This window comes from Nonomuraea rosea (assembly GCF_039539705.1).
GTDB classification, from domain to species: Bacteria; Actinomycetota; Actinomycetes; order Streptosporangiales; family Streptosporangiaceae; genus Nonomuraea; species Nonomuraea rosea.
The window spans coordinates 18,691-32,873 of sequence record NZ_BAABDQ010000009.1 but is presented as its reverse complement, the minus strand read 5'-3'; the positions used below and the strand labels follow the sequence as shown (position 1 = coordinate 32,873).

At 69.8% G+C, this 14,183-nt stretch carries 16 protein-coding genes; 6 read left to right on the top strand and 10 right to left on the bottom strand.

Annotation, left to right across the window (positions count from 1 at the left end):
• Positions 1–27 precede the first annotated feature (27 nt).
• Positions 28–633 carry a DUF4126 domain-containing protein gene (locus ABEA43_RS22005; protein WP_345564396.1) on the top strand — a complete coding sequence of 202 codons (606 nt, stop codon included), beginning with the start codon at positions 28–30 and terminating at the stop codon, positions 631–633.
• Between the two features lie 191 nt (positions 634–824).
• On the opposite strand, the gene ABEA43_RS22000 is transcribed toward ABEA43_RS22005, so the two are convergent.
• Together ABEA43_RS22000 and ABEA43_RS21995 are read right to left on the bottom strand one after the other, a co-directional pair.
• Positions 825–1,622 (bottom strand): alpha/beta fold hydrolase, encoded by a 798-nt coding sequence (locus ABEA43_RS22000; RefSeq protein WP_345564395.1) that lies wholly within the window; start codon positions 1,620–1,622, stop codon positions 825–827.
• Between the two features lie 3 nt (positions 1,623–1,625).
• Positions 1,626–2,384 (bottom strand): glucose 1-dehydrogenase, encoded by a 759-nt coding sequence (locus ABEA43_RS21995; RefSeq protein ID WP_345564393.1) that lies wholly within the window; start codon positions 2,382–2,384, stop codon positions 1,626–1,628.
• A 156-nt stretch (positions 2,385–2,540) separates the two neighbouring features.
• On the opposite strand from ABEA43_RS21995, the gene ABEA43_RS21990 reads away from it, so the two are divergent.
• Together ABEA43_RS21990 and ABEA43_RS21985 are read left to right on the top strand one after the other, a co-directional pair.
• Positions 2,541–3,146 carry a hypothetical protein gene (locus ABEA43_RS21990; protein ID WP_345564391.1) on the top strand — a complete coding sequence of 202 codons (606 nt, stop codon included), beginning with the start codon at positions 2,541–2,543 and terminating at the stop codon, positions 3,144–3,146.
• Positions 3,147–3,163: 17 nt separating this feature from the next.
• Positions 3,164–3,775 carry a Uma2 family endonuclease gene (locus ABEA43_RS21985; RefSeq protein ID WP_345564389.1) on the top strand — a complete coding sequence of 204 codons (612 nt, stop codon included), beginning with the start codon at positions 3,164–3,166 and terminating at the stop codon, positions 3,773–3,775.
• Here the strand turns inward: ABEA43_RS21985 and ABEA43_RS21980 are convergent.
• Positions 3,772–4,341, bottom strand: a complete 570-nt coding sequence (locus ABEA43_RS21980) for a hypothetical protein (protein WP_345564387.1) — start codon at positions 4,339–4,341, stop codon at positions 3,772–3,774. The two genes, ABEA43_RS21985 and ABEA43_RS21980, sit on opposite strands and share 4 nt — an antisense overlap.
• Before the next feature lie 79 nt (positions 4,342–4,420).
• On the bottom strand, positions 4,421–4,990 hold the full coding sequence (locus tag ABEA43_RS21975; RefSeq protein WP_345564386.1) for a TetR/AcrR family transcriptional regulator: 570 nt from the start codon (positions 4,988–4,990) through the stop codon (positions 4,421–4,423).
• Between the two features lie 86 nt (positions 4,991–5,076).
• Here ABEA43_RS21975 and ABEA43_RS21970 point away from each other — a divergent pair, with 86 nt between their 5' ends.
• Together ABEA43_RS21970 and ABEA43_RS21965 are read left to right on the top strand one after the other, a co-directional pair.
• Positions 5,077–5,487 carry an organic hydroperoxide resistance protein gene (locus ABEA43_RS21970; protein WP_345564384.1) on the top strand — a complete coding sequence of 137 codons (411 nt, stop codon included), beginning with the start codon at positions 5,077–5,079 and terminating at the stop codon, positions 5,485–5,487.
• A 417-nt stretch (positions 5,488–5,904) separates the two neighbouring features.
• Positions 5,905–6,783 carry a serine protein kinase RIO gene (locus ABEA43_RS21965; RefSeq protein ID WP_345564382.1) on the top strand — a complete coding sequence of 293 codons (879 nt, stop codon included), beginning with the start codon at positions 5,905–5,907 and terminating at the stop codon, positions 6,781–6,783.
• Positions 6,784–7,480: 697 nt separating this feature from the next.
• On the opposite strand, the gene ABEA43_RS21960 is transcribed toward ABEA43_RS21965, so the two are convergent.
• Positions 7,481–8,242: an alpha/beta fold hydrolase gene (locus ABEA43_RS21960; RefSeq protein ID WP_345564381.1), complete on the bottom strand. Its 762-nt coding sequence runs from the start codon at positions 8,240–8,242 to the stop codon at positions 7,481–7,483.
• Positions 8,243–8,289: 47 nt separating this feature from the next.
• On the opposite strand from ABEA43_RS21960, the gene ABEA43_RS21955 reads away from it, so the two are divergent.
• Positions 8,290–8,844, top strand: a complete 555-nt coding sequence (locus ABEA43_RS21955) for a PadR family transcriptional regulator (RefSeq protein ID WP_345564380.1) — start codon at positions 8,290–8,292, stop codon at positions 8,842–8,844.
• A gap of 379 nt (positions 8,845–9,223) precedes the next feature.
• Here ABEA43_RS21955 and ABEA43_RS21950 read toward each other — a convergent pair whose 3' ends face one another.
• The 5 genes from ABEA43_RS21950 to ABEA43_RS21930 form a co-directional block, all read right to left on the bottom strand.
• Positions 9,224–9,820 (bottom strand): PepSY domain-containing protein, encoded by a 597-nt coding sequence (locus tag ABEA43_RS21950; RefSeq protein WP_345564379.1) that lies wholly within the window; start codon positions 9,818–9,820, stop codon positions 9,224–9,226.
• A gap of 57 nt (positions 9,821–9,877) precedes the next feature.
• Positions 9,878–11,986, bottom strand: coding sequence for an excinuclease ABC subunit UvrB (gene uvrB / locus ABEA43_RS21945; RefSeq protein WP_345564378.1), 2,109 nt, complete (start codon positions 11,984–11,986; stop codon positions 9,878–9,880).
• A gap of 36 nt (positions 11,987–12,022) precedes the next feature.
• Positions 12,023–12,256, bottom strand: a complete 234-nt coding sequence (locus tag ABEA43_RS21940; protein ID WP_138695866.1) for a helix-turn-helix transcriptional regulator — start codon at positions 12,254–12,256, stop codon at positions 12,023–12,025.
• Positions 12,257–12,270: 14 nt separating this feature from the next.
• Entirely contained in the window at positions 12,271–13,125 is an 855-nt protein-coding gene (locus tag ABEA43_RS21935) for an ABC transporter permease (RefSeq protein ID WP_345564375.1), read from the bottom strand.
• Positions 13,126–13,186: 61 nt separating this feature from the next.
• Positions 13,187–14,101 carry an ABC transporter ATP-binding protein gene (locus ABEA43_RS21930; RefSeq protein WP_345564374.1) on the bottom strand — a complete coding sequence of 305 codons (915 nt, stop codon included), beginning with the start codon at positions 14,099–14,101 and terminating at the stop codon, positions 13,187–13,189.
• Positions 14,102–14,183 lie beyond the last annotated feature (82 nt).

The window sequence follows — 14,183 nt, the reverse complement described above, 5'->3', positions numbered from 1 at the left end:
CGCCTCCGGGCGGGCAGACTGGAGTGCATGCTCGCCGCACTGACCGGCCTCGGACTGTCCACGGCCGCCGGGCTGAACGCCTACATCCCGCTCCTGGTCGTGGGCGTGCTCGCCAACCTCACCGACGAGATCCGGCTGCCGGACGGCTACGCCTGGCTGTCGAACTGGGGCGTCCTCGCGATCATCGCCGTCCTGCTGGCCGCCGAGGTGGTCCTGGACAAGGTGCCGGCCGTCGACAGCGTCAACGACGTCATCCAGACCGTGATCAGGCCCGCCTCGGGCGGCGTGGTCTTCTCCGCCACGAACGCCGCCGCCGCGCTCGACAAGTCCACCTGGATGGCCGAGAACCCATGGGCGGGCTGGCTGCTGGGCATCGTGATGGCGCTGGCCGTGCACGCGGTCAAGTCGGCCGCCCGGCCGGTGATCAACGCCGGCACGGCCGGGGTGGGCGCGCCCGTGGTGAGCACGGTCGAGGACGCCGGCTCGCTGGGCATGAGCCTGATCGCGATCTTCCTGCCCGTGCTGGTGATCGTCGCGTTGCTGGTGCTGGCCGTGCTGGCCTGGTGGCTGATCAGGCGGGTACGCCGCTTCCGTTCGCGCCGGCGGCTGGCCCGGGGTCATCCGCCAGGCTGACGCCCGCTCACCCTGCGGGCTGATGTGACGGCGGTGGCGCGGCTCGTACGGTCTCATCCAGGTTGCGAACGACCGGATGAGACGTGTGAGCGTAACGCGGCCCCCAACCCCTGGCACGCTCACACCGTTCAGGGCCCGGCGGCGGCACCCGCGCCGCCGGGCCCTACACGCTCATGCCGGGCCCTTCAGGGTCACTTGCGCAGGGTGCGCAGCCATCCGGCCAGCAGGTGCACGAACTCGGCCGGGCGCTCCTCGTGCAGCCGGTGGCTGGAGCCGTCCCAGCACACGACCCTGGACGCCGGATGCTTGAGCAGGCCGGCCTCCCACCTCGCCCGTTCCGGATCCGCCCAGATGGACAGCACCGGGCACCGCCGGCGCGCCAGGTAGTCGTCACTGGCCGGCCGCGTCCCGATGGCCTCCGGGCCGGTGAACATGGCCTCGAACGCCTCGGCGAGCACGTGCGGCGCCATCCCGTACAGACGGCGTTTGTGCCAGCGCCTGATGACGGTGGGGGTGGCGGCGTTCGTGCACCACTCGTCGATCGCCTCGGCGGCGGCGTGCGGATGCTCGCCGCGCAGGCTCGCGATCATCTCGGGGAAGCGCGCGGCGACACCGTCCGTCAGACCGTAGCCGGGATCGAGGGTGACCAGCGCGCGCACGCGGTCCGGGTGCTCCACGGCGAGGATGGACACCACCTGGCCGCCCATCGAGTGCCCGACGGCGACGACCTCGGGGAGGCCGAGCCGGTCGAGCAGGACGGCCAGGTCGGCGGCCATCAGGCGCGGCGTGTTGCCCTGCTCGGGAACCGAGGAGTAGCCGTGCCCGCGCAGGTCGGCGGCGATCACGCGGTGCCTGGCGGCAAGCGCGTCGATGTGCCAGGACCACTGGTGGGAGTCGGTGCCCCAGCCGTGGACGAGCAGCAGGGGCGGCCCGTCTCCATCATCGGTATAGAAGATCCTGACATTTCCGCCTACGTCGGCGTACGGCATCTCTCAGCGCCTCTCCGGCGGGGCCAGCAGCGAGCTCTCCCCCGCCGTCCACCCTCCGTCGATGGCCAGTTCGGCCCCCGTGATGTACGAGGCCGCGTCCGACAGCAGGAACGCGATCGCCTCCGCGACCTCCTCGGGCTGCCCCCAGCGTCCGGCCGGAGCCAGCGGGAACCCGCCCTCCTCCGGCACCAGCCCGAGCGACTGCGTCATCGGCGTGACGATCATCCCGGGATGTACGGAGTTGACCCGGATGCGATCCCGCCCGAACTCCAGCGCGGCGATCTTGGTGAGCCCGCGCACGCCCCACTTGGACGCGCCGTACCCGCCGGTGCCGGGCAGGGCGGTGAGCCCGGCGACGGACGACAGGTTCACCACGGCGCCGCCACCGGCCGCGCGCATGGCCGCGACCACGGCTTTCAAGCCCAGGAAGACGCCGACCAGGTTCACCTGGAGCACGCGCTCGAACTCCTCGATCGGCTGGTCCTCGATCGTCAGCAGGGTCGCGATGCCCGCGTTGTTGACGAGCCCGTCGACCCGCCCGTGCTCCTCCAGGGTGGCCTCGACCACGACCGCCCATCCCTCCTGCTTCGTCACGTCGTGCTCGATGAAGGTGGCGCCGAGCTCCTTGGCGGTGGCCGTACCTTCCTCGACGAGCACGTCGGTGAGGACGAGCCGCGCCCCCGCCCTCGCGCACCTGCGCGCGGTGGCCGCGCCCATGCCCCTCGCGCCACCGGTGATGATGACAACCTTGCCGTCAAGCACGCGCCACGCCCTCTCCTCGAACCCGGTCCAGCGGACATGTGAACTGAAACACACCCCTATCGCTCGATCAAGACTCGTTCAACCAAGGGCTTGCTTGGCACCGCGCGCCAGTTCCGCTCCGGCGCACTATCCTCTAGACAGCAGCACCAACAGGAGGTGGCGGAGATCAGCGAGTTCCTTGTCGTCGTACTGGTGATCCTGGCGTTCCTCCTGCTGCTGGGAGGTGTGGGCCTCTACCTGCTGATCAAGCTCGGCAAGAAGGCCGCGGTCAAGGCCAGGCAGGCCACCACCCGGCTCACGACGCACGTCAACGCGATGGGCACGGGCGACGCCGCCGAGGTCGAGCGCCTGCGGCTCGACCTGCGCCGCGAGGTGTCCCTCACCCGCCAGGCGATCGAGCACGCCCAGCGCCAGGGCTGGGGGCTGGGCGACCTGCCGCGCCTCATGGCCGACCTGACCGTCCAGGCCGACGTGCACGACGGTCAACTGGGGATGTACGCCCAGCAGCGCCGCCTGTCCTCCTTCGTCGACCACGTCACGCTCGACCGGCTCAGGGAGCACCAGGCCAAGCTGACGGCGATGTGCGCCCGCATCCGCGCCGACCTGCTCGGCGACCAGGTGCACCACACCTCGACGGGCATCGCCGACCTCACCTCGCGCACGGACCTGGAGATCGAGGCCCGCCGCCGCGCCCCGGACCCGCTGGACCAGATCGACGAGCTCTACCGGCGCACGATGGAAGAACGCAAAGACCTGCCCTGACGGCTACGCGGCGCGCCATGATGGTGACGTCGCGCGAGATTCGCCGCAGGGAGGTCCTTCTGATGAGCACAGCCGTGCCGGAGTGGTTCTCTCCTGGGCCGCCTGGTGGCTGGACCGCCGACATGCTCGATCATCTCCCTCCCGGCGCGCCCCGGCATGTCGAGCTGATCGACGGGTCACTCGTCGCGAGGTCGCCGCAGACCGGTTTTCACATGCTCACGCTTGGCCTGCTCGAACGATCGCTCCGTCCCCCCAGAGAGCTCATGGTCGCGCGCGAGATGACGGTGACGCTGGGGACGCGGCAGCGGCCTGAGCCGGACATCCTCCTGGTGAACCGGTCCGCCTTCAGCACGAAGATCACGTCGTTCGCGCCCGAGGATGTCCACCTGGTCGTCGAGGTGGTTTCAGCGGAGTCCGGACGTCGGGACCGCACCACCAAGCCGATCGCATACGCGACCGCGGGCATCAAGCACTTCTGGCGAGTGGAACAGGAGGCCGGTCTGCCGGTTGTGTACACCTTTGAGCTCGAATCCGCGATCAAGGCTTATGTCCCCACCGGCATCCACCGGAAGCGGTTGCTGACCGGCATCGGATTCGACGTGGACATCGATCTCCGGCTTCCCGCTTAGGCGGTCCCCCATTCCTCGTACATGAAGGCGATCAGCTCCGCCTCCGGAACGCCCTTGTTCACCATGGCCTTGGTGGCTTGGGCCTGCGCCTTGGTGGGCAGCCGTCCCTCCAGCAGGATGGGCAGGCTCAGCCGCCGTAACAACACCTCGGAGGCGGATATCCCGTACGGCCTGCGCGCCACCGACACGTTGACCCGCAGCGCGTGCTCGTTCCCCGGCGGGACGCCAGGGCGGTCGATCTCGATGGCCGAGTAGCGGAAGCCGTTCGCGAGGTCGCACGGGGCGCAGCCGGCCGGGCCCCTGCTCAGCCTGCCGCCGCATGCGGTGCAGGTCAGGCGGTCGTAGGCGGCGTCCACCACCCGCCACAGGTGCTTGTCGGGCTCGTCGACGACCATTTCGGCGATGAGGCGCTCGTTTTGCGGCTCTTCCGGGCCGGTGGCGCCGAAGTCGCGTTCGAGGAACGCGCGCCAGCCCTCCTCGACGATCTCGTCGACCAGCCCGGCGCACCGGGCGCAACCCGGGGCGCCCGCAGGCTCCCAGTGGGCGCAGTCGTCGCAACGTCGCATGCCCGCACGCTACAAGGTCACCTCGCGGGACCGCAGCCCATTATCCGCCCCCCGTCGGGCCGTCTGACCTGGGCCCGCGTCAGGCCACCAGCACGCGGGAGAGCGTTTCCTCGACGGCGGCGCGAACCGTGGCCGGGTCGTCGAGGTCGAAGCCGACCACGAGCCCGTCCCTGACCATGAGCAGCACGTCGGCGGTCCGCTCCGGATCCGGGTGGCCGTCGGCGGCCAGAAGATCGCGGTAGGTGTCGCGCGTCCAGCGCCGGTGCGCGGCGATGGCCTGCCGCACAGGGTGCGCGGGGTCGGGGTATTCGGCCGCCGTGTTGACGAAGGGACAGCCGCGATAGGTGGGACCGGCCCCGAACTCGCACATGAACGCGAAGATGGCCAGCAACCGCTGCCTCGGCGTCCCCTCGCGTATCCCCTCCGCCAGGGCCCGCTGGAACGTCCCCTGCTCCACGATGTACGCCCGGACCAGGTCGTCCTTGCCGGGGAAGTGGTGGTAGAAGGTCGCCTTGGCGACACCGGCCTCCGCGATGATCCGGTCGATGCCCACCGAGTGGACGCCTTCCCCGTAGAACAGCCGGGCTGCGGTCTGGAGCACCCGCGTGCGGGCCGGGCTCTGGCGGCTTCCCGGCGTTTCTTCGCTCACCCTCTTGACGGTACCAGACAGATCTGTCTAGTCTCATGTCCAGAGCCGAACAGACAGGTCTGTCTACCACGAGAGGTCCAGAGACCATGAGCATGTACACCGCCATCGCCACCTCAGCCGGCCGCGACGCCCGCGCGATCTCCTCCGACGGGAAGCTCGACGTCAAGCTCGCCCTTCAGAAGGAGCTCGGCGGCGACGGCCTGGGAACCAACCCCGAGCAGCTCTTCGCCGGCGGCTACGCGGCCTGCTTCGCCGCGTCGCTGCAGTTCGTGGCGGCGAGCAAGAAGGTGGACGTCTCGGACGCCGCCGTCACGGCCGAGGTCGGCCTGTCGTCCAACGGCAAGGGCGGCTTCCAGCTCGACGCCACCCTGCGGGTGGAGCTGCCCGACGACATCGCGCCGGAGCTGGCTCAGGAGCTTGTGGAGGCCGCGCACGCAGTGTGCCCGTACTCCAACGCCACCCGCGGCAACATCCCGGTCAAGCTGGTCGTCGAGTAGGCGCTGGTGGTCGAGTAGGCGCTGGTGGTCGAGTAGGCGCTGGTGGTCGAGTAGGCGCTGGTGGTCGAGTAGGCGCTGGTGGTCGAGTAGGCGCTGGTGGTCGAGTAGGCGCTGGTGGTCGAGTGGGCTCCGCCGACCCCGAGCGCGAGCGCGACCCGACCCCGACCCCGAGCCCTGCCCGAGCCCCGGCCGAGTCCCGGCCGGACGGCCTCTGCCGTCGTGGTCCGTTAATCGGTTGCGGGCTCCGTGCCCGGCCGGGCATACTCGTGGCCGAGTTGATCGCTGCAACGCGAGAGGAGGATGAGACCGTGATGACGACTGTTCGCGTGCCGTTTTCCGCGTCCTCAATCCTTCCCACCAGGCGTTCGCTGACCTGATCGACGAGCCGGTGGGCCTCATTCTTGGAGCAATCCCACCGTGCAGAAGCACTCGCAACACAGCAGCCGTGGCAAGCAGGCTCTCGACGCCGATGACATCGAATGGCTGGAGGGCACCCCTGACACGACCGACGACGGCCCGCCCGAAGGCGACCGCTGGTCCACCTGGGACCAGAGCACGCCGACGGAGAAGGGGCCCAAGCCGTACCCTGACTGGCTGGTCACCGAGCTGGCCGCCGTCGACACCGAGTACGGCGTGCTCAAGACCGGCAAGGAAGCCGACGTTCACCTGATCTCCCGGGGCGTCCCGGGCACCGACCGTGTGTGCCTGCTGGCCGCCAAGCGCTACCGCTCGTCGGAGCACCGTATGTTCCACCGCGACTCCGGCTACCTGGAGGGCCGCAGGACCCGCGAAAGCCGGATGAACCGGGCCATGGCCAACCGCACGGCCTTCGGCAAGCAGGTGATCGCCGGGCAGTGGGCGATCGCCGAGTTCGGGGCCTTGTGCCGGCTGTGGGAGTTGGGGGTGCCGGTGCCGTACCCGGTGCAGATCGTCGGGACGGAGATCCTGCAGGAGTTCATCGGGACCCCGGACGGGTACGCGGCGCCACGGCTGGCGCAGGTGTCCGACGATCTCGACGATCTCTGGGAGCAACTGGTCGCGGCCCTGGTCACCCTGGCCAGGGCCGGGCTGGCGCATGGGGACCTGTCGCCGTACAACCTGCTGGTCCATGAGGGCCGGCTCGTGATCATCGACCTCCCGCAGATCGTCGACGTGGTCGCGCACCCCGCGGGCCCGTCCTTCCTGGACCGCGACGCCCGCAACGTCGCCACCTGGTTCACCGCCAAGGGCCTCCCCTCCGCCGACCCAGAGTCCCTCGCCACCCTCCTCCGCAAGGAGGCCGGAATGACCCCCTAACCACCCCACGCCACCCAGCCGCATCGCCCGGCCACGCTGCCCGGCCACGCTGCCCGGTCGCGTCGCCGGCCACATCGCCCGGTCGCGTCGCCGGCCACATCGGCCGGCCACATCGGCCGGCCACGTCGGCTGGTCGCGGCGACGGGCCACGCCGATCGGTCGCGCTCACTGGTCATGCCCGCCGGTCGCGTCGATCGGCCCCTTCGACCGGTCATGCCGATCCGGTTGGGACCTCTACACGTCCTCTCCGGGTTGGCTGGGCTGCCTGCACCGCGTTGCGCCTGCCACCCTCGTGTGGGTGCCTCTCCTGGACGCTCTCGGACATCCGGTCGTAACGGCCCGCATGGGCCGCATGGGCCGCATGGGCCGCATGGGCCGCGATGAGTGGCCGTTCGGGTCAGGGTGGAGCGGGTGGCCGACCAGCGTGGATGGGCCGGACGGCGTAGGTGGGCCCGACGGCGTAGGTGGGCCCGACGGCGTGGGTGGGCCGGACGGCGTGATCAGCCGAAGGCACAAGCCGACGCGACCAGCCGGCGTGGCCCGGTCGGCGTGGCCCGGTCGGATAGCCGACTGGCGTATTCGGGCGAGCAACTGGCCGGGCCCAAGCACCAGGCCCAAGCGGAAAGCCCATGCGGACGGACCCGTGCGCCGTTCGCTTCAGCGGAGCCGTCCCCGAATGACGTCGTGATCCGACCCGTTATGGGAGGAGGTCCGTGAGGGTGCGGGCGAAGGCTTCGGGGTTGTCCAGCATGATGTTGTGGCCCGACTCGGGAATGCTCAGAACCTGGACGCCGGACGCACGCAACCCCTCGGCCAAGGCGGGCACGTCCCCTTCCGGGTGCAGGTAGGCCCGGGGTATGGGGAGGTCCTGGAGGAGCTCGCGCATGGTGGGTGTGGTGCCCTTGGCCAGGCTGACCGCCGTTCGGTGGAGCCCGCGCGGATCGGCCAGGCGCATCGTCGACCACCAGTGCGGCCCCACCCGATCACGGACCTCCTTCCAGCCGTCCGCCACGAAGGACTCCTCGGTGTAGGCCGCGATGCCACTGCCGCCGGGCTGCACCGGGGTCGGCGGGTAGGGGTCGAGGTTGGCGTCCACGAGGATCAGGTTGGCGACCAGCTCGGCGTGACGGGCCGCGAGGACCGTAGCCACCGCGCCGCCCATGCTGTGCGCGATCACCGCCGCACCGGCGACCCCGGCCTTCCGCAGAGCCTCGGCCAGGGCGTCGGCGTGGGCCTCAAGGGTGTAGGGGAAATCCTCCGGGCGGTCGCTGATGCCGAATCCGAGCAGGTCGATCAGGAGAGAACGGTTTCGCGGCAGCAAGGGGTGTGCGGCGACCTCCGCGTAGTAGGGGGCCGAAGTGGCGCCCAGGCCGTGAACGTAGACACGAGCCGGATCCGCGCCCGGCAGCTCTACCCAGCGCATACGGGCGCCGCTGGGGTGAACGATGGCATCGTGCATGACGGGTCTCCTCCTGTATCGGGACCAATATATATCGGCTCCGAGGTATGCTGATCGTCATGCTGGAGCTGGCGATGCTGGGGTTCCTCAGGGATCGGCCGTTACACGGCTACGACCTGCGTAGACGGGTGGCGGCCTTGATGGGGCACGTACGCCCGGTGGCCGACGGCACGCTTTATCCGGCGATCAAGCGGATGGTCGCGTCGGGCTGGCTCATCAGGAAGAACGAGCCGGGAGCGGCCGCCGCGCCCAGGCTCATGCTCTACCTGACCTCCGAGGGCCGGGAGGAGCTGGAGCGGCGGCTGCGGGAGCCGGACGAGCTCGACATCAGCGACGAAAACCGGTGGTTCACGCTGCTGGCGTTCCTGCGGCATCTGGAGGAGCCCAAGGAGCAGGCGGTGGTGCTGCGCCGGCGGCTGGAGTTCCTGGAGGAGCCCACGAGCTTCTTCTACGAGGGGGAACGGCCGATGGGGGCCGAGGAGTTCGGCGACCCGTTCCGGCAGGGGTTGCTGACCATCGCCCACGCCACCAGCCAGGCCGAGCTGGCCTGGCTCCGCGCAACCATCGACGCCCTTGAAGATCCCGGCAGCACGTCCCAGTAGGACTGCGCACCGACTTGCCACGAACCGCGCTGCCTGCCCAACGAATGCGCACCACCTCATCGCCACCGCACGCCACCTCGCCACAGGGCGCGCAGTGGTCGTCGCGGGCCGCGCGCCGGTGCGCAATGGCCTCCCACGCGCTAACCGCGAGTGCGAACTGGCTCTTGGGGGAGCCCTACTCGCCCGTCGCGGGCGCACCCCGGCTCATCGAGCGTCCGCACCAGCTGATCGCGGCCGTGCGCCGGTTCGCAACGGGCTCCCACGCGCTCGCCACGAGAACGAACTGGCCCAGGGGACGCATACTCGCTCGTCGCGCGTGCGCGCACCGGCTTGTCTCGGTGCCCACGCGTGCCGTCACGTCCCCGTCGTGGGCGAGTGGTCAGCTTGTGGCGCTGCTGCTGGTGACCGTTCCGCTCGTCGCGTCCACCGTCACCTCGTGCTTGGTCCCGTCCGGGGTGACCACGTCCGACTCCCAGACGGTCCTGCCCTGCTCCCCGTCCAGGTTCAGCTCCGTGATGCGCCCCTCCGGGACGGCGGCCGCGATCTTGTCGGCGGCCTGCGCGTAGTCGAGTTTGGCCGCGCTGACCCGGGCCTGGTGCTTGGCCTTGTCGGCGGCGTCCTCGATCTCGGTCGTGGGGCCGTTGACGACCTTGCCGGACTCCACGTCCATCTGGTGCTCGGTCCCGTCCTGGCCGACGACCTGCACCTCCCAGAGCCTGCCGTTCTCCTCCGTCTCGATCGAGATGAGCGTGGAGCCGGGCACCGCCCCCAGCGCGGCCTGCGCGGCCGTGCGCAGGTCGCCCGCCCCCGCGCGGCCGCTCGGGGAGCCCGTGGGCGTGGCGGGCGGTGAGGCGGTCGGGCTCGCCCCGGTCGGCGAGGCCTGGACGGCGAGCCGTTCGACCTGTCTCATGACGGTGCCGCAGCCGGTGGTGAGCACCGCCGCGCCCGCCAGGACCCCAATGATCGTCTTTTTCATACCATGACGCTGCCCGCCTGGAGCGAAACCATTCGCGCAGGTCAGAGGGATGATGGGTTATTCGATCCCGGCCTCGCGCATGTCGCGCAGCTCCCGCTTGAGCTCCTTGATCTCATCGCGCAGCCGCGCCGCCACCTCGAACTGGAGATCGGCCGCCGACTGGTGCATCTGCTCGGTCAGCGACTCGATCAGGGACTCCATCTGCGCCCTGGGCATCTCGCCCGCGATGGTCTTGGCGTGCTGGCCGGCCTGCCGGGCCGCGAACCCGGGCACCGGCGCCTTGCCGCGCGACTGCTGCCGCCCGCCGCCCAGGAGGCGGTCGGTGTCGGCGTCCTCGCGCTGCAGGGAGTCGAGGATGTCGGCGATCTTCTTGCGCAGGGGCTGGGGGTCGATGCCGTGGGCCTCGTTGTAGGCGATCTGCTTGGCCCGCCGCCGGTTGGTCTCGTCGATCGCCCGCTCCATCGACGGGGTGATCTTGTCGGCGTACATGTGGACCTGGCCCGAGACGTTACGGGCCGCGCGGCCGATGGTCTGGATCAGGGAGGTCTCCGAGCGCAGGAAGCCTTCCTTGTCGGCGTCGAGGATCGCCACCAGCGACACCTCGGGCAGGTCGAGCCCCTCGCGCAGCAGGTTGATGCCGACGAGCACGTCGAACTCGCCCATGCGCAGCTCGCGCAGCAGCTCGATCCGGCGCAGCGTGTCGACCTCGCTGTGCAGGTAGCGGACGCGGATGCCGAGCTCCAGGAGGTAGTCGGTGAGGTCTTCCGACATCTTCTTGGTCAGCGTGGTGACCAGGACGCGCTCGTCGCGCTCGGCGCGCTCGCGGATCTCGTGGACGAGGTCGTCGATCTGCCCCTTGGTGGGCTTGACGACGATCTCGGGGTCGATCAGGCCCGTCGGGCGGATGACCTGCTCGACGACGTCGCCCTTGGCCCGCCCCAGCTCGTAGGGGCCGGGGGTGGCCGACAGGTAGACGGTCTGGCCGATGCGCTCCAGGAACTCCTCCCACTTCAGCGGCCGGTTGTCCATCGCCGACGGCAGCCGGAACCCGTGCTCGACCAGCGTGCGCTTGCGCGAGGCGTCGCCTTCGTACATGGCGCCGATCTGCGGCACGGTCTGGTGGGACTCGTCGAGGACCAGCAGGAAGTCTTCGGGGAAGTAGTCGAGCAGTGTGTTGGGGGCGCTGCCCGCCTCGCGCCCGTCCATGTGACGCGAGTAGTTTTCGATGCCCGAGCAGGTGCCGATCTGCCGCATCATCTCGAGGTCGTACGTCGTGCGCATCCGCAGCCGCTGCGCCTCCAGCAGCTTGCCCTGCCGCTCCAGCTCCGACAGCCGATCGGCCAGCTCCGTCTCGATCCCGGTCACCGCGGCGGCCATGCGCTGCTCGCCCGCGACGTAGTGGGAGGCGGGGAAGATGTAGAGCTCGTCGTCCTCGGTGATGACCTCGCCGGTCAGCGGGTGCATGGTCGCGAGCTTCTCGATCTCGTCGCCGAACATCTCGATGCGCACGGCCAGCTCTTCGTACTTCGGGATGATCTCGATCGTGTCGCCGCGCACCCGGAACGTGCCCCGGGTGAAGGCCAGGTCGTTGCGGGTGTACTGCATGTCGACCAGGCGGCGCAGGAGCTGGTCGCGGTCGACGTCCATGCCGACGCGCAGCCTGGCCATGCGGTCGACGTATTCCTGCGGCGTGCCCAGGCCGTAGATGCACGACACCGAGGCGACCACGATGGTGTCACGGCGGGTGAGCAGCGAGTTGGTGGCCGAGTGGCGCAGCCGCTCCACCTCGTCGTTGACCGAGGAGTCCTTCTCGATGTACGTGTCACTCTGCGGGACGTAAGCCTCAGGCTGGTAATAGTCGTAGTAAGAGACGAAATATTCGACCGCGTTGTTGGGCAGCATCTCCCGCAGCTCGTTCGCGAACTGGGCCGCGAGCGTCTTGTTGGGCTGCATGACCAGCGTCGGCCGCTGCAGCCGCTCGATGAGCCACGCGATCGTGGCCGTCTTGCCGGTGCCGGTGGCGCCCAGCAGGACGTTGTCCTTCTCCCCGGCCTTGACGCGGCGCTCCAGCTCGGCGATGGCCGTCGGCTGGTCGCCTGAGGGAGTCATCTCGGTGACGACCTCGAAGGGCGCCACCTTCCGCTGCAAATCTGTGACCGGTCGCATGGTGCCAACTGTAGGCGGCCCGACCGACAGAAACCGTCAGGCCGTACGCTCCCCTATCCGTGGGAACGGGCTGGTGGAGAACACGACCTCCACGGGCACCTCGAAGTAGTCGGCGATGCGCAGCGCCAGGTAGAGGCTGGGGCTGTATTCGCCGCGTTCGAGATAGCCGATGGTCTGATAATGCACTCCCAGCGCGTCGGAGAGCTGCCGGCGGGTCACGTTCCGCTCTGCGCGCAGGAGCGCGATGCGGTTGTAGACGGTCTCACTCATCACCGCGTATCTTCTCAGCCGATCCGCTGCATCGCCCGGTCCCTGCGTTCCTGCATCAGCGAGCCCGACTCGCGCCTGGCCATCCTGCGCAGGATCGGCGGCGCGAGGAGCAGCCCCGCCACCACCCACGCGAGCAGCACCAGCACCGTCTCCACCGGCCGCCACGAGCCGCCGATCTCCAGGGCGGCCGCCGAGCCGGGCAGGAACGCCGAGCGCATGCCGAGCCCCAGCCAGTACAGCGGGAACACCTGCCCGAGCCCCTGCAGCCAGCCCGCGAGGGCGGAGATCGGGTAGAAGATGCCCGAGATCGCGACGAGCCCGCCAACAGTGAGCATCGAGAACCCCGCGGCCGTCGTCGGGGAGGTGGCCAGCGAGCCGATGACGGCGCCTAGGGGCAGGGTGGCCAGCAGCGCGAGCAGCAGGATGCCGATCATGAGGGCCCATCCGCCCGGCCCGATCCCGGTCAGCTCCGGCACCAGGAACAGTCCGGGCACGAGCACGATCACGAGCCCGCCCGCGGCCTGGATGGACAGCAGCACGACGCGGCCGACGAGGTAGCCGAGCATGCCCTGCGGGAGCGCCTTGGCGCGCAGCAGGGTGCCGTCCTCGCGTTCGACGGAGATCATGCCGACCGCGCCCATCAGTCCGTTGAAGGCCGCCAGCATGCCGAGCATGCTCGGCAGCGTGACGCTGGCCAGCGAGATCGTGGTGCCGGGGACGGTCGCGTCGCGCTGGAAGTACAGGACGACCACGAGGGCCACGCTGGAGAAGACGGTGAAGCCGATGTCCTGCGGGTTGAGCAGGCTGTGCTTGAACTCGATCCACCCTCTGGACAGTCCGAGCCTGACGGCGTGCAGCTGGGGATTCATGCCGTGCGCCTCCTGACGGCGTGCGAAACGAAGCTCATGCTGACGGCGTGCGTATAGAAGCTCATGCCTCGTGCCTCCTGACGATCTCCATGTAGGTGTCCTCCAGGGTCGCCCGGCGCACCTCGAGGTCCGCGATCTCCGCGCCGTGCTGCGCGAACAGCTCGCGTACGAATCCGGTGGCGTCCTCGGTCGCGTGCACGAACTGCTCGCCGCCCCTGCTCCAGCGCACCTGCGCGTCACGGGAGACCTCGCGGGACAGCCGGTCGGCGCTGCCGTCGGCGACGATCCGGCCGCCGGCCAGGATGAGGATCCGGTCGGCCAGCTTCTCCGCCTCGTCGAGGTCGTGTGTGGTGAGCAGGATGGTGGTGTCGTCCAGGTCCGACAGCCGGTGCACGAGGTCGTGGAAGTCACGCCTGGCCTGCGGGTCGAACCCGGCGGTCGGCTCGTCGAGGAAGAGCACCACAGGCCGCCCGACGATGCCGATGGCGACGTCGAGGCGGCGGCGCTGCCCGCCGGACAGGCGGCTGACCCGGGATCCGGCGTGCTCCGTCAGCCCGACCGCCTCGATCAGCTCGTCGGCGTCGAACGGCGGTCTGCCCGGCTCCGCGTACGGCTCGTAGTAGCGGCCCAGATGGTGCAGCAGCTGCCGCACCCGCCAGCGGCCGTGGTCGCGCCAGGACTGCAGCACCACGCCGAGCTTGGCCCGCCAGCGCTCGTCACCGCGCGAGGGCACCGTGCCGAGCACCCGTACGGTGCCGGCGGAGGGCACGCGGAAGCCCTCCAGGATCTCGATCGTCGTGGTCTTGCCCGCGCCGTTCGGCCCGAGCAAGGCGATCACCTCGCCGGGGGCGACGGTGAAGCCGACGCCCTGTAAAACGTCCTTCTGCCCGTACGCCATCCGCAGATCTGCGACCTCGATGGCGGCGGCCGTCTCCCCCAGGTCGACACCGCCTGCGAGCTCTCTTACCGCGCCCATCGCCCCTCCAAGTAGTAGGACTACTACATCAATAGCACACCTACTACAGGACGCAATAGATATGTGACACCGCATTGCAAGC